Annotated in this window: 17 protein-coding genes and 1 tRNA gene; 10 read left to right on the top strand and 8 right to left on the bottom strand. The window is 69.7% G+C overall.

Annotated elements, in window-relative coordinates; genetic code table 11:
- Positions 1-88 precede the first annotated feature (88 nt).
- Both MTBUT4_RS17495 and pgmG read left to right on the top strand, forming a co-directional pair.
- Positions 89-1,717 (top strand): alpha-D-glucose phosphate-specific phosphoglucomutase, encoded by a 1,629-nt coding sequence (locus MTBUT4_RS17495; RefSeq protein WP_173980989.1) that lies wholly within the window; start codon positions 89-91, stop codon positions 1,715-1,717.
- 161 nt (positions 1,718-1,878) lie between these two features.
- Positions 1,879-3,252: a phosphoglucomutase/phosphomannomutase PgmG gene (gene pgmG / locus MTBUT4_RS17490; protein ID WP_173980988.1), complete on the top strand. Its 1,374-nt coding sequence runs from the start codon at positions 1,879-1,881 to the stop codon at positions 3,250-3,252.
- 53 nt (positions 3,253-3,305) lie between these two features.
- Here pgmG and MTBUT4_RS17485 read toward each other — a convergent pair whose 3' ends face one another.
- Entirely contained in the window at positions 3,306-5,168 is a 1,863-nt protein-coding gene (locus tag MTBUT4_RS17485) for a diguanylate cyclase (protein WP_173980987.1), read from the bottom strand.
- A 234-nt stretch (positions 5,169-5,402) separates the two neighbouring features.
- Between MTBUT4_RS17485 and MTBUT4_RS17480 the strand changes: the two genes are divergently transcribed.
- From MTBUT4_RS17480 to MTBUT4_RS19635, 3 genes are read left to right on the top strand one after another with little or no spacing between them, the layout of a single operon-like run.
- The gene (locus MTBUT4_RS17480; protein WP_173980986.1) at positions 5,403-5,714 is read left to right on the top strand and encodes a FeoA family protein; all 312 of its coding nucleotides are present in this window, start codon (positions 5,403-5,405) and stop codon (positions 5,712-5,714) included.
- The gene (gene feoB / locus MTBUT4_RS17475) at positions 5,714-7,609 is read left to right on the top strand and encodes a ferrous iron transport protein B (protein WP_173980985.1); all 1,896 of its coding nucleotides are present in this window, start codon (positions 5,714-5,716) and stop codon (positions 7,607-7,609) included. The genes MTBUT4_RS17480 and feoB overlap by 1 nt, the downstream gene beginning before the upstream one ends.
- A gap of 3 nt (positions 7,610-7,612) precedes the next feature.
- Positions 7,613-7,735, top strand: a complete 123-nt coding sequence (locus MTBUT4_RS19635) for a FeoB-associated Cys-rich membrane protein (RefSeq protein WP_254434914.1) — start codon at positions 7,613-7,615, stop codon at positions 7,733-7,735.
- A 110-nt stretch (positions 7,736-7,845) separates the two neighbouring features.
- On the opposite strand, the gene MTBUT4_RS17470 is transcribed toward MTBUT4_RS19635, so the two are convergent.
- Entirely contained in the window at positions 7,846-8,703 is an 858-nt protein-coding gene (locus MTBUT4_RS17470) for an SMP-30/gluconolactonase/LRE family protein (protein ID WP_173980984.1), read from the bottom strand.
- 145 nt (positions 8,704-8,848) lie between these two features.
- On the opposite strand from MTBUT4_RS17470, the gene MTBUT4_RS17465 reads away from it, so the two are divergent.
- The 3 genes from MTBUT4_RS17465 (at position 8,849) to MTBUT4_RS17455 (ending at position 10,846) form a co-directional block, all read left to right on the top strand.
- The gene (locus MTBUT4_RS17465) at positions 8,849-9,364 is read left to right on the top strand and encodes an NUDIX hydrolase (RefSeq protein ID WP_173980983.1); all 516 of its coding nucleotides are present in this window, start codon (positions 8,849-8,851) and stop codon (positions 9,362-9,364) included.
- Positions 9,365-9,393: 29 nt separating this feature from the next.
- Complete coding sequence (locus MTBUT4_RS17460) at positions 9,394-9,906, top strand: invasion associated locus B family protein (protein WP_173980982.1); 513 nt, start codon at positions 9,394-9,396, stop codon at positions 9,904-9,906.
- A 97-nt stretch (positions 9,907-10,003) separates the two neighbouring features.
- Complete coding sequence (locus MTBUT4_RS17455; RefSeq protein WP_173980981.1) at positions 10,004-10,846, top strand: hypothetical protein; 843 nt, start codon at positions 10,004-10,006, stop codon at positions 10,844-10,846.
- A 116-nt stretch (positions 10,847-10,962) separates the two neighbouring features.
- Here the strand turns inward: MTBUT4_RS17455 and MTBUT4_RS17450 are convergent, their stop codons facing one another.
- The 5 genes from MTBUT4_RS17450 to MTBUT4_RS17430 form a co-directional block, all read right to left on the bottom strand.
- Entirely contained in the window at positions 10,963-11,424 is a 462-nt protein-coding gene (locus MTBUT4_RS17450; RefSeq protein ID WP_173980980.1) for a gamma-glutamylcyclotransferase family protein, read from the bottom strand.
- Positions 11,425-11,429: 5 nt separating this feature from the next.
- Positions 11,430-12,149: an isochorismatase family protein gene (locus MTBUT4_RS17445; protein WP_254434913.1), complete on the bottom strand. Its 720-nt coding sequence runs from the start codon at positions 12,147-12,149 to the stop codon at positions 11,430-11,432.
- A 45-nt stretch (positions 12,150-12,194) separates the two neighbouring features.
- Positions 12,195-12,890: an RluA family pseudouridine synthase gene (locus MTBUT4_RS17440; RefSeq protein WP_173980979.1), complete on the bottom strand. Its 696-nt coding sequence runs from the start codon at positions 12,888-12,890 to the stop codon at positions 12,195-12,197.
- Between the two features lie 133 nt (positions 12,891-13,023).
- On the bottom strand, positions 13,024-14,418 hold the full coding sequence (gene mgtE / locus MTBUT4_RS17435; protein ID WP_254434912.1) for a magnesium transporter: 1,395 nt from the start codon (positions 14,416-14,418) through the stop codon (positions 13,024-13,026).
- A 1-nt stretch (position 14,419) separates the two neighbouring features.
- Positions 14,420-16,702, bottom strand: coding sequence for an NADP-dependent malic enzyme (locus tag MTBUT4_RS17430; RefSeq protein WP_173981045.1), 2,283 nt, complete (start codon positions 16,700-16,702; stop codon positions 14,420-14,422).
- 243 nt (positions 16,703-16,945) lie between these two features.
- Between MTBUT4_RS17430 and MTBUT4_RS17425 the strand changes: the two genes are divergently transcribed.
- Positions 16,946-17,692: an ABC transporter substrate-binding protein gene (locus tag MTBUT4_RS17425; protein ID WP_173980978.1), complete on the top strand. Its 747-nt coding sequence runs from the start codon at positions 16,946-16,948 to the stop codon at positions 17,690-17,692.
- A gap of 2 nt (positions 17,693-17,694) precedes the next feature.
- Positions 17,695-19,608: an ATP-binding protein gene (locus MTBUT4_RS17420; protein ID WP_254434911.1), complete on the top strand. Its 1,914-nt coding sequence runs from the start codon at positions 17,695-17,697 to the stop codon at positions 19,606-19,608.
- A 22-nt stretch (positions 19,609-19,630) separates the two neighbouring features.
- Here the strand turns inward: MTBUT4_RS17420 and MTBUT4_RS17415 are convergent.
- Positions 19,631-19,715, bottom strand: a tRNA-Leu gene (locus MTBUT4_RS17415).
- Between the last annotated feature and the right edge of the window lie 110 nt (positions 19,716-19,825).

Below are 19,825 nucleotides of genomic sequence, written 5' to 3'. Positions count from 1 at the left end.
CATAGGTCCCGCGTCCCGGCCGGCACGATTGACAGAGGCGGTCTCCTGGGCCATGACCAAGTATATCGTGAGAGGGGAGGAGGAAGCCATGACCGCCGTCCGGACCGTCGCCACCACGCCGTTCGAGGGCCAGAAGCCCGGCACCTCGGGCCTGCGCAAGAAGGTCAGGGTGTTCCGCCAGCCCCACTACCTGGAGAACTTCGTCCAGGCCATCTTCGACTCCATCGGCGAGGTCGCGGGCAAGACCCTGGTGCTGGGCGGCGACGGCCGCTTCCACAATCGCGCCGCCTGCCAGACCATCCTCAAGATGGCCGCCGCCGCCGGCTTCGCCAAGGTGATGGTGGGGCAGGGCGGCATCCTGTCGACCCCGGCCGCCTCGTGCGTCATCCGCAAGTACCGGACCTTCGGCGGCATCATCCTGTCGGCCAGCCACAATCCCGGCGGCGAGGACGAGGATTTCGGCATCAAGTACAACATTCCGGCCGGCGGCCCGGCGCCGGAGGCGGTGACCGAGGCGATCTTCGCCCGCACCGCCGCGATCCGCGACTACCGTATCCTCGAGGCCGCCGACATCGACCTCGACGCGGTGGGCACCAGGCAGCTGGGACCGATGGCGGTGGAGGTGTTCGATCCGGTCGCCGACTATGCCGAGCTGATGGACCGCCTGTTCGACTTCGCCGCCATCCGCGCCCTGTTCGCCGGCGGTTTCCGCATGAAGTTCGACGCCATGCACGCGGTCACCGGACCCTATGCCACCGCCATCCTGGAGGGGATGCTGGGGGCGCCGGCCGGCACCGTGATGAACGGCATCCCGCGTGAGGATTTCGGCGGCGGCCATCCCGACCCCAACCTGGTCCATGCCCACGAGCTGGTGGAGATCCTGTTCGGCGAGGGCGCCCCCGATTTCGGCGCCGCCTCGGACGGCGACGGCGACCGCAACATGGTGCTGGGGCGGAATTTCTACGTCACCCCCTCGGACAGCCTGGCGGTGCTGGCCGCCAACGCCACCCTGTGCCCCGGCTACGCGGGCGGCCTGAAGGGCATCGCCCGCTCGATGCCGACCTCGGCCGCCGCCGATCGGGTGGCGGAGGCGCTGGGCATCCCGGCGTTCGAGACCCCGACGGGCTGGAAGTTCTTCGGCACCCTGCTCGACGCCGGCCTGGCCACCCTGTGCGGCGAGGAAAGCTTCGGCACCGGCTCGGACCACGTGCGCGAGAAGGACGGGCTGTGGGCGGTGCTGATGTGGCTGAACGTGCTGGCGGCGCGCCGCGAGCCGGTGGCCGACATCGTCCGCGCGCACTGGGCCAAATTCGGCCGCAACGTCTATTCCCGCCACGATTACGAAGGCATCGACTCGGCCGCCGCCAACGGCCTGATGGACCATCTGCGCGGCCTCGACCTGAAGGGCAAGCGGCTGGGCGCCTACACCGTCGCCTTCAGCGACGACTTCGCCTACACCGACCCGGTGGACGGCAGCGTCTCGACGAAGCAGGGCATCCGCATCGTCTTCGAGGACGGCTCGCGCGTGGTCTTCCGCCTGTCCGGCACCGGCACCGAGGGGGCGACGCTGCGCGTCTATATCGAACAGTACGAGCCCGATCCGGCCAGGCATCACCTTGACCCGCAGGACGCCCTGGCCGACCTGATCGCCATCGCCCGCGAGGTGGCGCAGATCGAGGCCCGCACCGGGCGGGCGGAGCCGACGGTGATTACCTGAGGTTTGCCTATCCGTAGCCTCATCCTGAGCCTGCGCGGCAGGCGTCTCGAAGGATGGGGCGGGCCAAGACCAGCGTGCCGCGGGCCTCGTCCTTCGAGACGGCCCTGAAGGGCCTCCTCAGGATGAGGCCCGAACCCGAACTGTTCGTACAAGGACCCGTCATGACCCACACCTTCCACCCCACCATCCTGCGCGAATACGACATCCGCGGCATCGTCGGCGAGACGCTGTCCGCCACCGATGCCTTCGCCATCGGCAAGGCCTTCGGCACCAGGGTGCGCCGGGCCGGCGGCTCGGTGGTGTGCGTCGGCTGGGACGGCCGGCTGTCCTCGCCCGAGCTGGCGGCGGCGCTGGTCGATGGCCTGACCGCCACCGGCTGCACCGTGCGCAAGGTCGGGCGCGGCCCCACCCCCATGCTCTATTTCGCCACCAAGGTGCGCGAGGCGGACGGCGGCATCATGGTGACCGGCAGCCACAACCCGCCCAGCCACAACGGCTTCAAGCTGGTGTTCCGCGGCAAGCCGTTCTTCGGCCCCGACATCGCCGATCTGGGCCGCATCGCCGCCGCCGGCGATTTCGAGCAGGGCGAGGGCCGCTTCCTCGACGACGACATCCGCGAGGAATACGCCGACCGCCTGGCCCTGGACTACGACGGCAAGCGGCCGCTGCGGGTGGTGTGGGATTGCGGCAACGGCGCCGCCGGCGAGATCGTGGCCCTGCTGACCGGGCGCCTGCCCGGCACCCACACGGTGCTGTTCGGCGACATCGACGGCACCTTTCCCAACCACCACCCCGACCCCACCGAGCCGCACAACCTCAGGCATCTGCAGGACGAGGTGCTGCTGGGCCACGCCGATGTGGGCGTGGCGTTCGACGGCGACGGCGACCGCATCGGCATCATCGACAACGAGGGCTCCATCCTGTGGGGCGACCAGATCCTGGTGATCCTGGCCGAGGATCTGCTGAAGTCGCACCCCGGCGCCTCGATCATCGCCGACGTCAAGGCGTCCAAGGTGTTCTTCGACGAGGTGGCGCGCATGGGCGGCCATCCCATCATGGGCCGTACCGGGCATTCGCTGATCAAGACCCAGATGGCCGAGACCGGCGCCCCGCTGGCCGGCGAGATGAGCGGCCACATCTTCTTCGCCGACCGCTATTTCGGCTTCGACGACGCGCTCTATGCCGCCATCCGGCTGCTCGGCATCGTCGGGCGCTGGGAGAAGATGACCCTGGCGCGGCGCAAGGAGAAGCTGCCGCACATGGTCAACACCCCCGAGATGCGCTTCGACTGCGCCGAGGAGCGCAAGTTCCAGGTGGTGGCCGAGGTCAAGGCCCGTCTGGTCGCCGCCGGGGCCAGGGTCAACACCATCGACGGCGTGCGGGTGGACACCGATGACGGCTGGTGGCTGCTGCGCGCCTCCAACACCCAGGCGGTGCTGGTGGCCCGCTGCGAGGCGGTCAGCTCGGAAGGCCTGAAGCGCCTGCGCAAGGCGCTGGAAGGGCACCTGTCCGCCTGCGGCGTGGCGCTGGGGTGACATTGCCCCGCCGTCCCCGCCTTGCGCGGGGACGACGCCTCAGGACATCATCCTCAATAGGTCTTGTCGTCGCCCCACATGTCCTTGGTGAAGCGGACCACGCGGTTGCGGCCGCCTTCCTTGGCCTGGTAGAGGGCGACGTCGGCGTACTTGACCGCCTGCCAGAAGGTGTCGCTGTCGTTGGGGAAGTCGGCGACGCCGATGGAGATGGTCTTCTTCAGGGTGACGGTGCCGGCGTGGATCTCGAGGGCTTCCACCGCCGAGCGGATCTTCTCGGACACCTGGTCGGCGGCGGCCGGGGCGGTGTCGAGCAGGATCACCAGGAACTCCTCACCGCCGTAGCGGATCACCAGATCCGAGGAGCGCACGCACTGGCGCAGCACCTTGGCCAGGGCCTTGATGACGGAATCGCCGGCATCGTGGCCGTAGGTGTCGTTGACCATCTTGAAGTAGTCGAGGTCGAGCATCAGGATCGCCAGGTCGGTCTTGCGCCGGGCCGAATTGGCGACCATGGTCTCGACGTATTCTTCCAGGAAGCGGCGGTTGTTCAGCCCGGTCATGGGATCGCGCAGGCTGGATTCGCGCAGGGTCTCCATCAGCTTCTTGGTCTCGAGCACCGGCGCGGCCTCGCGCAGGTAGACGCTGATGAAGGGGATGCGCGCCTCCAGCTGGGCTTCCTCGCCCGGCTTGGCCACCAGCTGCAGCACGTTGCCGACCGCCCCCGACTGGATGATCGGCAGGCAGATGTGCTTACGCTCGCCGGCTTCGTGCGGCGGCTGGAAGGCATAGCAGATGCCGGGATTGACGATGCCGTCGACCAGATGGCCGGTGCGCTTGGCGCGGCAGGCCTCGGAGCGCACCAGGATCTGCGGGTCGCACCAGCGGCACGAGGCCTCGACCTCGCCATCGACGAACAGCGGCACCATCTGGTTCTTGTTGGCCACCACCTCGTACAGCGAATACTCGGAAATCCCGAATTCGGCTTCCAGGGCGCGGCTCATGCGGTGGTGGATCTCCGCCTTGGTCTCGTCCTCCTCGATGGCCTGCTTGAAGTGGGCGGCCCGGGTCAGGCCATCGACCATGTCGATGGTGGCGTCCAGCTGGTTCTCGTCGGGCGAGGGGGTGCGGTTGGTCAGGCGCGCCACGTTGCCGCCGATGCGCGTCAGCCCCTCGTCGAGGAAGCGCAGCAGGCGGTTCATGTCCTTGGCGATCTGGCCCAGCTCGTCGTTGGTGATCTGCTCGACCTCGCCGCGGAAGTCGCCCTTCAGCGCCCGCTGCACCACGTGCTCGACGTTGTGGGCGGTCTGCGAGATGGGCAGGATCATGCGGCGGATGAAGACGAAGGCGAAGCCCGAGAACAGCACCACGATGGCGATCATCCCGGCCACCGTCAGGATCGCCTTGTGCTTCAGGCTGCCAATGGAGACCATCATGGTCACCGCGCCCAGCACGTTGCCATCGGCCACCTGGTGGCATTCCAGGCAGTTGGGCGAGCCGCGGTCGCTGGCGACGAAGGGGATGGTGCCGCGGATCAGGGTGTCGTCGGCGGTCTCGATGATGTCGTAGCGGGGCCGTCCCTCCTTCAGCACCTGCAGCTCGATGTCGTCCGAGGCGGTCTCGCGGTTCAGGCCCTCGCCGAACTGCTGCACCACCAGCGGCGAGCGCACCACCTTGGCCGAGGACAGGCCCTGCACCTCCATCAGGCGCTTGAGGAAGCTCTCGCGCTTGTCGATGACGCCGTTGATCATCGATTCGGTCAGGTGCACCCGCACGATCTCGGCGGCGGTGCGGATGTGCTCGGATGACGAGGCGATGGAGAAGCTGCGGAAGGCGTACAGGCTGAGCGCCACCAGGATGGCGATCAGACAGGCGGCGATGGCGACGAAGAACATCGTCACCTTGGAATGCAGGTTCATCTCAGGCCAGCTCCCCCTAAAGCCCGCCGGTTCCAGCCGGCGCGTCCCCATTTGCGTCCGCGCACAGCATAATCGCTGCCGAACGTCCAAACAACGACGTTGGCGGCCCGATGACATCCACGTGACCATGGGCGGCGGATACCGGGGATTTCCACACACGGCTTGCGGTGATTCGCGGCGCCGGCCTAGAATGCGCAAGTGAAACCCGTTCGCATTTTCGGTGCATGCCCTTCCATGACCTCCGCCCTCCAGCATCCGCATCCGACCACCGCCCTTCGCCTCGGCAGCCTGAGGAAGGGGGCGACGGCCGAAATCGTCGGCCTGGACGACAGCGCGGTGGCCAGCGCCTTGCAGCCGGGTGAACTGGAGCGCCGGCTGATCGAAATGGGGCTGGTGGAAGGCGCGCACGTCGAGGTGCTGCACGAAGGATTCCCCAAGCGCGACCCCATCGCCGTGCGGGTCAACGACCACACCGTGGCGCTGCGACGGGCCGAGGCCGACGCGGTGCTGGTGCTGGTCCTGACCACCGAACGGCGGCCGCGCTGATGGCCGCCGACGACGAGGCGCCCCGCGTCGCCCTGGTGGGCAATCCCAACAGCGGCAAGACGGCGGTATTCAACGCCATCACCGGCAGCCGCCAGAAGGTCGCCAACTACGCCGGCGTCACCGTCGAGAAGAAGGAAGGCGTGTTCGTCAGCCCGGCCGGGACGCGGGTGCGGGTGATCGACCTGCCCGGCACCTATTCCCTGCGCGCCCGCTCGCCGGACGAGGCGGTGACCCGCGACGTGGTGCTGGGCCGCATGGACGGCGAGGAGGTGCCCGACGCCATCGTCTTCGTCGCCGACGCCACCAACCTGCGCCTCAACCTGCGCCTGGCGCTGGAGCTGAAGAGTCTGGGCCGGCCCATCATCCTGGCGCTCAACATGATGGATGCCGCCGAGAAGCAGGGCCTGGACATCGACGCCGCCGAACTGTCGGCCGAGCTGGGCATGGCGGTGGTGACCACGGTGGCGGTGCGGAAGGGCGGCGTCGAATCGCTGCTGGACCAGATCGACCGCACCATCCAGGTGGCTGAGACCGAAGGCTGGAGCCACGTGCCCCACCAATGCGGCTGGAGCGAGCCGGGCTCGCGCGAGCTGCGCGACTACACCCGCGAGGTGGAGCGCATCCTGGCCCGCGCCGTCCGCTCGCCGGCCAAGCCCCATCTCGCCACCCGCCGGCTCGACACGGTGCTGCTGCACCCCGTCGCCGGGCTGGCCATCCTGTTCGCCATCCTGTTCCTGATGTTCCAGGCGGTGTTCACCTGGGCCGAGCTGCCCATGGAGCTGATCGATACCGGCCTGGCGGCGCTGTCGGCCTGGCTCACCGGAGCCATGCCCGACGGTCCGCTGCGCAGCCTGCTGGTGGACGGCGTCATCGCCGGCGTCGGCAGCGTGGTGATCTTCCTGCCGCAGATCCTGGTGCTGTTCTTCTTCATCCAGCTGCTCGAGGATTCGGGCTACATGGCCCGCGCCGCCTTCCTGCTGGACAAGCTGATGGGCGGGGTCGGCCTGCACGGCCGGGCCTTCATCCCGCTGCTGTCCAGCTTCGCCTGCGCGGTGCCCGGCATCATGGCGGCGCGCACCATCGAGAACCGCGCCGACCGCATCGCCACCATCATGATCGCGCCGCTGATGACCTGTTCGGCGCGGCTGCCGGTCTACACCCTGATCATCGCCGCCTTCGTCCCCGACCGGGCCGTGCTGGGCGGCTGGGTCGGGCTGCAGGGGCTGGTGATGTTCGCCCTCTACGCCGCCGGCATCCTGTCGGGGCTGCTGGTCGCCTTCGTCATCAAGCATTCGGTGCTGAAGGGAGTGCGCGAGCCGCTGCTGATGCAGCTGCCGGCCTACCGCCTGCCGCGGCCGCGCAACGTGGCGCTGGGGCTGTACGACCGCGGCAAGGCGTTCCTGCTGCGCGCCGGCACCACCATCTTCGCGCTGATGGTGCTGGTGTGGTTCCTCGGCAGCTTCCCGGCGCCGCCGCCCGAGGCCACCGAGCCGGCCATCCGCTATTCGGTGGCCGGCGCCATCGGCCACGCGCTGGAGCCCTTGCTGGCCCCCATCGGCTTCAACTGGCAGATCGCCCTGGCGCTGGTGCCGGGCATGGCGGCGCGCGAGGTGGCGGTCGGCGTGCTGGGCACCATCTACGCCCTGTCCGAGGCGGGCGACGCCCTGCAGGGCTCGCTGGCGGCGGTGCTGGCCCAGTCGTGGAGCCTGCCCACCGCGCTGTCGCTGCTGGCCTGGTACGTCTTCGCGCCGCAATGCCTGGCCACCCTGGGGGTGGTGCGGCGCGAGCTCAATTCGCGCTTCTGGCCATTGGTGATGTTCGTCTTCCTCACCGCCCTGGCCTACGGCGCCGCCTTCGCCACCTTCCGGGTGGCCTCGGCGCTGGTGGGGAGCTGACCGGTGCAGGAGGCGGTGGTCGCCATCGTCGTCCTCGCCGCCGCCGCCCTTCTGGCGGCCAAGGTGGTGGCGGCCCTTCGCCGGCGCCGCGGCGGCAAGTGCGGCGGCTGCGGCAAGTGCGGGTGATGCCTCGTCGCGCGCAATGACCGTCGTCCCCGCGCAGGCGGGGACCCAGGGGGTGCACCGACGCCCTGTCCGCGATTCCCGGGTTCCCGCCGGCCGGTGACGGCCCTGTACTACGGCAGCCGATAAGCGGTCAGCTTGCCGTCCATCATCATCGGCACCAGCAGCAGCTTGGCCTCGGGCACCGTCCCGAGATCGGCCGAGCCCTGGCCCAGGGTCAGCAGCTTGGTCGGCTTGCCCTGGCGGCTGACGGCGAAGACGCCGCCGTTCATCCAGTCGCTGACCAGCCAGCCGCCCTTGCCGTCCGGCTCCAGCCCGTCGAGATTGCCGAAGGCCGGGGAGAGGTCGCGGATCATGCCGTCGGCGAAGCTCACCGCCTTCAGCGCCCCCGGCTTCGAGGTGGCGAAGCCCTGGCCGGTCATCGGCCCCCAGGCGGCGACCAGCAGGCGCCCCGCCTCGACCTTCAGGCCGTTGGGGTTCTCCAGTTGGGGATCGGCCAGCCACTTGGCGAACTTGCCCGCCGACAGCCGCCAGATGGCGCTGTCCAGCATGTCGGAGACGTAGACCGTGCCCTTGTCGTCGACCGCCACGTCGTTGAGGAACTTGGCTCCCGGGGCGGCGTAGGTCTTGGTGACCTTGCCGGTGGCGGCGTCGATCACCACCAGCCGGTCGAGGTCCGAGACGTAGAGCCGGCCCTTGTACAGGGCCATGCCCTTGGGCGCGTCCAGGCCGGTCACCCATTTCTCGACCACCACCTTGCCCTCGGCGCTGAGGGTGGAGATGTAGCCGTTGCCGTCCCTGGCATCGGGCGAGCCGTTGATGTTGGAGACGTAGATGACCTTGCGCCCGGAATCCCACAGCGCCGATTCCGGCATCGCCAGGCCGTCGGTCTCCCACACCTTGGCCGGCTCGGCGGCGGCGGCGCCGGCGGCGAGGACGAGAGCGAGGGCGGCGAAAAGAGTCTGCCTCATGATTGTCTCCAAGGGTTGCATCCCGTTGATGACGCAGCATCCCAAGCCGGCGCCGCCAAGGCAACCCGGGAAAGACCCTATCCGACGCGGCCAAGGCCCCGTTTCGAGGCTTGCCTGCTCGCGCCGGCTTGTTCAGACTGCGCCCATGCAGCCCAAGGGTCCCATCCAGCGCCAGACCCCGCCCGGCGACGACCGCGAGCGGCTCGTCTGCGGCGATTGCGGCTTCGTGCTGTACGAGAACCCCAAGATCATCGTCGGAGCCGTCTGCACCTGGGGCGAGCGCTACCTGCTGTGCCGCCGCGCCATCGAGCCGCGCCTGGGCTTCTGGACCATGCCCGCCGGCTACATGGAACTGCACGAGACCACCGAGCAGGGCGCCCTGCGCGAGGTGTGGGAGGAGGCCCGCGCCCAGGCCGAAATCGACGGCTTGCTGGCCATCTATTCCATCCCCGAGATCAGCCAGGTCCACATCATCTACCGCGCCCGCATGACCACGCCCGATCACGGTCCCGGGCCGGAGAGCCAGGACGTGGCGCTGTTCGACTGGGCCGACATTCCCTGGGACGACCTGGCCTATCCCAACGTCCGCTGGTCGCTGGAATACGAGCGCGACACAAGGGGCCGTTCCGGCTTCGCCCCGCGCGGACGCCCCATCCCCTGACCGATCCGATGACTGTGAAGGAGAAACCGGTGCCCCTGCACCTGCGAGCCATCATCCCGGCCGTCCTTATCCTGGCCTGGGCCGGGCCGGCTTTGGCCGAGGACGCCACCCGCATCCTGGATGCCGGCCACTGGGAGGCCTACGCCTTCAGCGAAGGCGGCGGCAAGGTGTGCTATGCGGCGGCGCGGGCGACCCGCACCCAGGGCGGCACCAAGGACCGCAAGGGCACCGCCATGGCGGTCACCCACCGCCCCCGCAGCCCCGGCGAGGTCAGCATCATCGGCGCCTACGGCTTCAAGACGGGATCCGAGGCCGAAATCGCCATCGGCGGCATGAAGCATGCCTTCTTCACCAAGGGAACCGTCGCCTGGGCCAAGGAGCCCCGTGCCGATGCGGCCATCCTGGCGGCCATGGTCAAGGGCCGCGAGGTGGTGGTGCGCGCCACCCCGGGCAAGGGCCAGTCGGTCACCGATACCATCCCGCTCACCGGCTTCGCCGAGGCCCTGGCGGCCATCGACAAGGCCTGCGGCGTCAAGCGCTGACCGCCCCCAAGGCGATCCTGTTGGTCTATGCCATTCCACTGGCACAGTTACGCACAAGTGATGCATATTAATTCCAACATTGGCGCGGAGGGCGGCAATGGCGGAAGCGGTCGGAGGCGAGACGGAAACCGTCTCGGTCCAGGGAAAAAGCGAAACCGGAATCCATTGTCGCTCCATGGTCGGCATGGCCATGCGCGGCTTCCTGGAGCTGGTGGAGATGGCCGCCGGCGGCAAGCCGATCGGGGTCGAGCAGGTGCGGCGGCTGGCCGACAGCTACCTCAATGCCGGCGAATCCATGACCACCTTCTACGCCAAGGGCGAGGCCCGCTGCGAGCAGATCTTCGCCCTCGCCGCCATCGAACGCCAGCGCCGCGACCAGCTGGGCCGGCTGATCGCCGAAGGCTTCGCCCACCTGCTGGACCAGCCCGGCTCAGGTATCGAGCGCAAGCATCTGGGGCAGTTCTTCACCGCCATCCGGCTGATGCTGGGCGACGAGCTGCATGACCAGCTGAAGGCGCGCTGCAAACTGATCGCCGAGACCCACCGCGGCCCCGACAACCTGATCGACTGGCCTGCCTTCCATGCCGACCCGCGCGCCGAGACGGTGCTGGACCAGGTCCTGGTCGCCATCGCCCGCAGCTTCCGCCGCTTCGATCCGCGCATGGATTGGTTCTTGATCCTGATGCACTCGTCGCCGTCTTCGGTCTCGACCTCGTCCAACGCCTTCGTCCCCAAGCGCCCCGAGGACAAGGCCAGCCGCACCTTCAGCGAGTTGCAGGCAGTGCGCCTGTTCGAGGCGCTGTTCGCCCGCGTCCGCCCCGACACCTTCGACGAGGAACGCACCGCCCGCTTCGTCGAACGCTTCGGCTCCGACCCGCAATCGGTGTTCGGCCCGTTCTTCGTGGCCCTGACCGGCCTGGGCAACCGGGTCGGACGGTAAAACGCCCTCGCCCGCCCGCGGGAGAGGGAGGGAGAGGGCGCGCACCGGCAGGTGCGCTTCGCGACAGCGAAAGCCCTTGCGGTTCCAGGTCGTAGGCGCGTGGACACGCGCCGCCCTCACCCCGGCTCGCTGACGCTCGCCCCCTCTCCCGCAGGCGGGCGAGGGGATTTGTGTCCCGCCATCCACCGCGCGATCCGGGCCAGGCTGGCCGGCTTGTGGCGGCGGCGCCACTCCTCCAGCCGCCAGACGCCGGGCGCGGCCACCACCCCCGGCCGGCACAGGAAGGCGTGGGCGGTCGCCTTGGTTCCGTCCGCCAGGGTCAGGGCGATGGGCAGCAGGTCGTATTCCGGCCCCTCGTAATGGACCAGCCGCGCCACCACCCGGTCGTCCAGCCCGGGCGCCAGCAGGCCTTCGACCGCTCCGGGCGGGTACGGCACCAACATGGGATAGGTGCGCCCGGCGATGGGCAGCCGCCGCCAGCCGCGCGCCACCGCCGGCCTCGGATCGTCGAGCCGGCGCCCGCACACCAGCGTGCACAGGTCCTCGTCCAGCAGGGTGCCGAAGAAGAAGAGATCCATGGCCGCTACGCCACCGCGTCCACCAGCCGCGCCCCGCGCGAGGCCATGAAATAGAGCCCGGCATGGTGGGTGACGGCCTTGGGATGGGCGGCGGTCTCGGGCAGGCCCAGCGACACCGCCAGCGCGCGGGGCAGGTCGTAGGTGGCGCAGCCCGGCTCGAACACCGCCACCTCGGCCAGGCTCGGCATCAGGCCGTGGTTGCGCGCCGACAGCAGGGTGAGGACGAAATCCATCACGCAGATGTCGGTGCAGATGCCCACCACCAGCACCGATTCCAGGCCGAAGCCGTTGACCCAGTCGGCCACCGCGTTGCGCCCGGTGTTCACGTCCATGGCGCCGACGAAGCCGTTGATGCAGTCCTTGCGCACCAGGGTGGCGGTGGCCTCGGCTTCCAGCCAGGCCAACTCGGGGACCAGCTGCTCCTCGCCGCTGCCGATCTCGCAATGGGGCGGATAGGGCGGCTCGGGCTTGCCCGGGACGTGGCTGTCGAGGAAGGCCAGCACCGGCCGGCCGGCGGCGATGAAGGCCCGCGCCAGCGCGTCGGTCTCGCGCACCATGCGCGCCACCTGCTGGTCGGGGGCAGGCGGCGCCAGGGCGCCGGCGCCGACGGTGGCGAAACCGTTGACGATATCGACGATCACCAGCCCGGTGGGACGGGCGGCGGCATCGAAGGAGTCGAACCGCAACGGCAAGGCGTCGCGGAGCATGGCGGCGGCGTCGGACAAATTTGCCCCCTCTCTGTGGCGAAAGGCGGCGGAAGCGGCGTCAGCTTAACCCGTAACCGCCCCCGGAATCCAGCCGCAGGCGGCCAGCGCCGCGATCATGTGCGAAGGCGGCGGCGCCTCGGCCAGAATCGGGGGCTTGCCGGCCGACAGAGGCGGGATGCCCAGCCGGCGCGAATGCAGGTGCAGCGGCACCGTGGTCTCGGGGTCGGGACCGTAATAGCGGTCGCCGCGCACCGGGCAGCCCAGCGCCTTCATATGCACGCGGATCTGGTGGGTGCGCCCGGTGCGCGGCACGCATTCGATCCAGGCCAGGCCGTCGCCCCGGCCCAACACCCGCCACTCGGTCACCGCCGCCTGCCCGGCCGGATCGCAGACGATGCGCCAGCCGCCCTTGCCGGTCAGCTTGAGCAGCGGCAGATCGACCACCCCGGACTCGCCCTCGGGCCCGCCGGTCACCACCGCCCAATAGGCCTTGTCGATGCGCCCCTGCATGAACAGCTTGCCCAGCCGCCGAATGGCCTTGTCGTGGCGGCCCAGCGCCAGGCAGCCCGAGGTGTCGCGGTCGAGCCGGTGGGCCAGCCGGGGCGGCTGCGCCCAGCCGAAGCGCAGGGCATCCAGGTACAATTCCAGGTGGTCGGGCGAATTCGGCCCCGCATGGACCGGCAACCCGGCCGGCTTGTCCAAGACGATGACGTCCTGGTCCTTGTAGAGGATACGGTCGAGCATCTGTTCGGGCGTCATCGGCGGGCCCCCGCCCCGCCGCTCCCCCGGCCAAGCCAGGGGAGGGAGAATTTGGCTGTCCTCCCTCCCCCTTGACGGGGGAGGGTCGGGGTGGGGGTGATTCCGCGACGGTGCCCGGCGCCTGAGGGCATCTTCATAACAGGAAGATCGTCGCCAGCCCGAGGAAGGCGAAGAAGCCCAGGGTGTCGGTGAAGACGGTGAGGAAGATGGAGCTGGCCACCGCCGGGTCCACCCCCAGGCGTTCCAGGGTGAGCGGGATCACCGAGCCCATCAGGCCGGCGATCAGGAGGTTGAACACCAGCGCCGCCGCGATGACCATGCCCAGCGCCGGCTCGCCGAACCAGATCCACGCCACCGGGCCGATCAGGGCGGCGATGGCGATGCCGTTGAAGATGCCGACCAGCACCTCCTTGCCGATCACCCGGAAGGCGTTGTCGAAGGCCAGTTCCTTGGTGGCCAGGCTGCGCACCGCCACCGCCAGGGTCTGGGTGCCGGCATTGCCGCCGAGGCCGGCGACGATGGGCATCAGCACCGCCAGGGCGACGATCTTTTCCAGCGTCGCCTCGAACAGGCCGATCACCGCCGAGGCCGCCACCGCGGTGACGGTGTTGATCAGCAGCCACGGGATGCGGGCGCGCACGGTGTCCTTGACGGCGCGGTAGAGGTCGGTGTCGGACACGCCGGCGAGGCGGAGCATGTCGTCGGCCGCCTCCTCGTCGATGACGTCGACCACGTCGTCGATGGTGATGGTGCCGACCAGCCGGCCGGCGCCGTCGACCACCGGCGCCGACATCAGGTCGTGCTGGCGGAACAGGAAGGCCACCTCCTCCTGGTCGGCGGCGGCCGGGACGGTGGTGCCCTCGTCGTCCATCACCTCGTTGAGGCGCTGCTGGCGGCGGGCGCGGACCAGGCGGTCGAGGCCGATCTTGCCGATGGGACGGTGGCGCGGATCGACCACGTAGAGGTCGTGGAAGGCGTCGGGCACGGAGGTGGCGGTGCGCAGGAAGTCGAAGGCCTCGCCCACCGTCCAGTAGGCCGGCACCGCCACCAGCTCGCGCTGCATCATGCGGCCGGCGGTGTATTCGGGATAGGACAGGCCGTGCAGCACCACCGCCCCCAGCTCGGCCGGCAGCGCGTCCATGACGCGGGCCCGCTCCTCGTCGCTGAGCTGCGACACCAGCCACACGGCGTCGTCGGAATCCAGCTCGGCGACGGCCGCCGCCAGATCGGCGAAGCCCAGCGCCGCGATCACCTCGTCGCGCACGCTTTCGTCCAGCTCGGTCAGGATTTCGGGGTCGAAATCGGGGCGCAGGGCCTCGACCAGCCGCACCCGGTCCTCGGGCTCCAGGCGTTCCAGCAGATCGGCGGCGTCGGAATAGTGCAGCGGCTCGGCCAGGGCGCGGGCGTGCTCGGCCCGCCCCTCGCGCAGGGCGTCCTCGACCTTGCGGACGTGCTCGGGATCGATGCCGTAAAGGTCGTCCTCGATCTCGATCCGGGTCTGGGGCTGGGGCTGCGCCTCTTCCTCCACGCTATCCTCGCAAATTGGCGCTCGACTGGGCGTCCACCGCCGCCAGGGCGGTCATGTTGACGATGTTGCGCACGGTGGCCGAGGGCGTGAGGATGTGCGCCGGCATCGCCGCCCCCATCAGGATCGGCCCGATGGACAGCCCCTCGCCCAGCACCTTCAACAGATTGAACGAGATGTTGGCGGCGTCCAGGCTGGGCATCACCATCAGGTTGGCGGCCCCCTTCAGGCGGGAATTGGGGAAGACGCGCTCGCGGATGTCCTGGGACAGCGCCGCGTCGCCGTGCATCTCGCCCTCGACCTCGAGATAGGGGGCGCGCTGATGCAGGATGGCGAGGGCTTCGCGCATCCTCTGTGCCGAGGCGGTCTGGCGCGACCCGAAACTGGAATGGGACAGCAGCGCCACCTTGGGCTCGATGCCGAAGCGGCGGACCTCCTCGGCGGCCAGCAGGGTGGCCTCGACGATCTGCTCCGGGGTCGGCTCGGGGGTGACGTAGGTGTCGCACAGGAAATAGGTGCCCGAGGGCATCACCAGCAGGTTCATGGCCGCCGGCTGCCGGACCCCGTCCTTCAGCCCCAGGATGGCGGTGATGTGCGACAGGTGCTTGTCGTAGCGGCCGATGGTGCCGCAGATCATGGCGTCGGCCTCGCCGCGGCGGACCATGAGGGAGCCGATTACGGTGTTGCGGGTGCGCACCACGGTGCGGGCATATTCCGGGCTGACGCCCGAGCGCTCCATCAGCCCGTGGTAGAGCTTCCAGTAATCGTTGAAGCGAGGGTCGTCCTCGGGGTCGCACAGCTCGAAATCCTCGCCCACGCGGATGCGCAGGTCGAGGTCGCGGATGCGCTTGTTCACCACCTCGCGCCGGCCGATCACCACCGGCTCGGCCAGGCCCTCATCGACCACCGTCTGCACCGCCATCAGCACCCGCCGGCCCTCGCCCTCGGTGTAGACGACGCGGCGGCGGTCCTGCCGGGCGCGGTCGAACACCGGCTTCATCACCAGGCCGGAGCGGAAGACGAACTGCGACAGGGTCTCGAGATAGGCGTCGAAGTCGATGATCGGGCGCCGTGCCACCCCGGTCTCCATGGCGGCCTTGGCCACCGCCGGGGCGATCTTCAGGATCAGGCGCGAATCGAACGGCTTGGGGATCAGGTATTCGGGGCCGAAGGACAGCATGGCCTCGCCATAGGCGGCGCGCACCCGCTCGTCCGATTCGGCCATGGCCAGCTCGGCCAGGGCGTAGGTGGCGGCCAGCTTCATCGGCTCGTTGATCTGGGTGGCGCCGACGTCCAGGGCGCCGCGGAAGATGTAGGGGAACACCAGGACGTTGTTGACCTGGTTGGGATAGTCCGAGCGCCCGGTGGCGATGATGGCGTCGGGACGCACCGACTTGACCTCGTCGGGCAGGATTTCCGGGGTCGGATTGGCCAGGGCGAAGACGATGGGGTGGTCGGCCATCCTGGCCACCATCTCGGGGGTCAGCACGCGGGGCGCCGACAGCCCCAGGAAGATGTCGGCGCCGCCGATCACCTCGTCCAGGGTGCGGGCCTCGGTCTCCTGGGCGAAGACCTCCTTGTAGGGGTCCATCAGCTCGTTGCGGCCCTGGTAGACCACGCCCTTGATGTCGGTGACCCAGATGTTCTCGCGCTTGACGCCCAGCGACACCAGCAGATTGAGGCAGGCCAGGGCGGCGGCGCCGGCGCCCGAGGCGACCAGCTTGACGCTGGCGATATCCTTCCGGGCGATGCGCAGGGCGTTGACCATGGCGGCGCCGACCACGATGGCGGTGCCGTGCTGGTCGTCGTGCATGACCGGGATCGACAGCCGCTCCTTCAGCTTGCGCTCGACCTCGAAGCACTCGGGGGCCTTGATGTCTTCCAGGTTGATGGCGCCGAAGGTGGGCTCCAGCGCCGCGATGATGTCCACCAGCCGCTGCGGATCGAGCTCGGCGATCTCCATGTCGAAGACGTCGATGCCGGCGAACTTCTTGAACAGGACGCCCTTGCCCTCCATCACCGGCTTGGCCGCCAGCGGGCCGATGGCACCCAGGCCGAGCACGGCGGTGCCGTTGGTGACCACCGCCACCAGATTGCCGCGCGCGGTGACCTCGGCCGCCGCGCCGGGATCGGCGACGATGGCCTCGCAGGCGGCGGCGACGCCGGGGCTGTAGGCCAGCGCCAGGTCGCGCTGGTTGCCCAGCGGCTTGGTGGCGGTGACGCTGATCTTTCCCGGCACGGGAAGCCGGTGGTATTCGAGAGCGGCGTTGCGCAGCTCGTCCGACATGCTCATGCGCGCGACCTCGGGCGGTGGTCTGTATGGATGGCCCGCCCAGGCAAGGGGCGGGTCCTCTCGCATACGCCCTTCCGGCCGGAAGAACAAGGGCCGAAGCCACCCGGCGCGCCCCGCTTTCGGAAATCCGAAAGCCCGCCTCCCGCCCATGGCAGGGCTGCGGTCCTGCCCCCTTTCCAGCGCGCGGCAAAAGACATAGCATGATCCTCGGGGATTGCGGACGGTACGAGGAATGGCATGCGGCTGCTGATCGCCTTGGCGATGGTAGGCCTGCTGGCGCTGGCGGCACCGGCGGGACTCGCGGCGGAGCCGTTGCGCCTGTCCACCGGCATGGTCGAGCCATGGACCCGGGCCGACGGCACCGGCTTCCACCAGGTTCTGGTGCGCGAGGTGTTCGCCCGCCTGGGGCTGGAGGCCGAGGTCGAGGTCAACCCCGCCTCGGCACGGGCCTTCGTGCTGGCCAATGACGGCGTCACCGACGGACTGGCCGGCCGGGTGGCCGGGATCGAGGATGAATACCCCAACCTGATCCGGGTCCCCGAGCGGATGTTCGTCAACGACTTCGTCGCCTGCGCGGCGCAGCCCGAGTCCACCCCCGCCAGCTGGGCCGCACTGGCGCCCAGGGCGGTGGCCCACATCCTCGGCTGGCAGGTGTTCGAGCACAACCTGCCGACGGTGCGCGAGCTGACCCGGACCAAGGACACCCAGCAGCTGCTCAACCTGCTGAAGGCCGGCCGCACCGAGGTGATCCTGCACGAGCGCTGGCAGATCCTGTCCCAGGCCAAGGCCGCCGGCATTGCCCTCCATGTGCAGGAACCGCCGCTGACGCGGGTGCCCATGTACATCTACCTGCATCGCCGCCACGCCGACCAGGTGGACAAGGTCGCCGCCACCCTGCGCACGATGAAGGCCGACGGCAGTTACGAGGCCATCGCCGAGACCGTGTTCGGCGGCCTGGGCTCCGCCGTCACCGGGCTGAAATGAGCATGGGCGCCGGCGGCTCGCGCATTTCGCTGGCGCATCAGATGATCCTGCGGCTGGGGCTGGCCGGGGTGGTGATCGTGCTGGCGGTCACCGGCGCATTGCTGGCGCTGGACTACCAACTCGCCCGCGCGCGGGCCGGCGAGCGCCTGGTCCAGGTCGAGAAAAGCTACCTTCCCGGGATCGCCGAGAACGTCTGGCTGGATGACCGCGAGCGCCTGGGCCTGCTGGTCATGGGCATCGACAGCCTGCCGGCGGTCTCGCTGGTCGAGGTGCGCGACCCGGGCGGAGCGCCGCTGGCCACCGCCGGCGCCACGCCCGCCGTCGATGCCCTCGAGCGGGTCTATCCGCTGGTCCGGACCTATCTCGGCCAGCAGCGCGACATCGGCACGCTGCGCGTCGTCATCGGCCGCGACGAGCTGACGCGGCCGGTGCTGCAGCGGGCCTGGATGGTGCTGCTGGCCAGCCTGGTGCTGGTCGGCGGGCTGCTGACGGTGCTGTTCCACCTGGTGGCGCCGCTGGTGACCCGGCCGCTGGAGGAGATGGCGGCCTATGCCCGCTCGCTGGCCGCCGCCGACCTCACCAATCCGCCGGCCTTGGAGCGCGGCCGCGGCGGCGGCGACGACGAGTTCGCCGACCTCGCCATCGCCTTCGGCGAAATGCGCCGCGCCATCCGCCTCTCGTACCAGGCGCTGCAGGACAGCGAGGCCCGTCACCGCATGCTGTTCACCGCCTCGCCGGTGTCGCTGTGGGAGGAGGACTTCTCGGCGGTGAAGACCATGCTGGACCAGGCCCGCCCGATCATCGGCGCCGACCTCGACGCCTATCTGGCCGCCAATCCCGCCTTCGCCGACGCCGCCGCGGCCCGGGTGCGGGTCATCGACGTCAATACCGCCACCCTGGCGCTGCACCGCGCCCCCGACCGCGAGGCCCTGCTGGGCGCGCTGGACCGCACCTTCACCCCCGGCTCGCGGGACGCGTTCCGGCGCCAGCTGCTGGCCATCTGGCACGGCGAACGGGAATTGTCGGTGGAGGGCGAGGTGCGCGCCCTGGATGGCGAACGGCGCGACGTGGTGGTGCACTGGGTGGTGCCCGAGGGCCACGGCGCGACCCTGGACCGCGTCATCGTGGCGCTGGAGGACATCACCGACCGCCGTGCCATGGAGCAGTCGCTGGCCATGGCCGTCAAGGAGCTGCAACAGTCCAACCGCGAGCTGGAGCGCTTCCACTTCGCCGCCTTCCACGACCTGCAGGAGCCGGTGCGCGGCATCGTCAGCTTCGCCCAGCTGCTGCGCCGCCACCTGCACGGCACCATCGACGCCGAGACCGAGGAGTTCCTGCGCTATCTGGTCGCCGCCGCCGAGCGCATGCAGGGCCAGGTGGAGGGCCTGCAGGGTTATGCCCGCGCCGGCACCGATGCCCGCCCGCTGATGCCGGTGGACATGGAGGCGCTGCTGGCCGAGGTGCGCGCGGCCCTGGCCGACATCATCCTCCGCTCCCATGCAGAGGTCGAATCCGGCCCGCTGCCGGCGGTGCGGGGCGATCGCGAGCAGCTGGCCGACCTGCTGCGCCAGCTGCTGGGCAACGCCCTCAAGTTCGCCCGGCCGGGCGCGCCGCCCCGGGTGCGGGTGACGGCACGTGATGACGGCGACACGGTGCTCTTCGTCGTCGAGGATGACGGCATCGGCGTCGATCCCGTCTTCAAGGACGAGATCTTCCAGATGTTCAAGCGTCTGCACGGCCCCGACCGCTATCCCGGCGCCGGCATCGGCCTGGCCATCTGCCGGCGCATCGTCGCCCGCCATGGCGGCCGCATCTGGGTGGAGCCGCGGCCGGAGGGCGGCAGCCGCTTCTGCTTCACCCTGCCCGCCGCAGACGCAGAAAACCCCGGCGACGCAGGCGCGCCCCGGGGTTTCTGAGGGTTTCACAATGCCTAGGCATTGGTGCGACCGGGGAGACTCGAACTCCCACGACTTTCGTCACACGCACCTCAAGCGTGCGCGTCTACCAGTTCCGCCACGGTCGCTTAGCCGGTAGAGCCTCGCCGGACCGCCCGATTTGGGGCTTGCCAACGAGGAGACAGCGGAATACCAAATCGTCCCCGGCGAATCAAGCGGACTTTCCCCCACGGCCATG

Origin of the sequence: Magnetospirillum sp. UT-4 (assembly GCF_902729435.1) — a bacterium.
Classification (GTDB): Bacteria; Pseudomonadota; Alphaproteobacteria; order Rhodospirillales; family Magnetospirillaceae; genus Magnetospirillum.
This window is presented reverse-complemented; position numbering and strand designations above follow the sequence as displayed.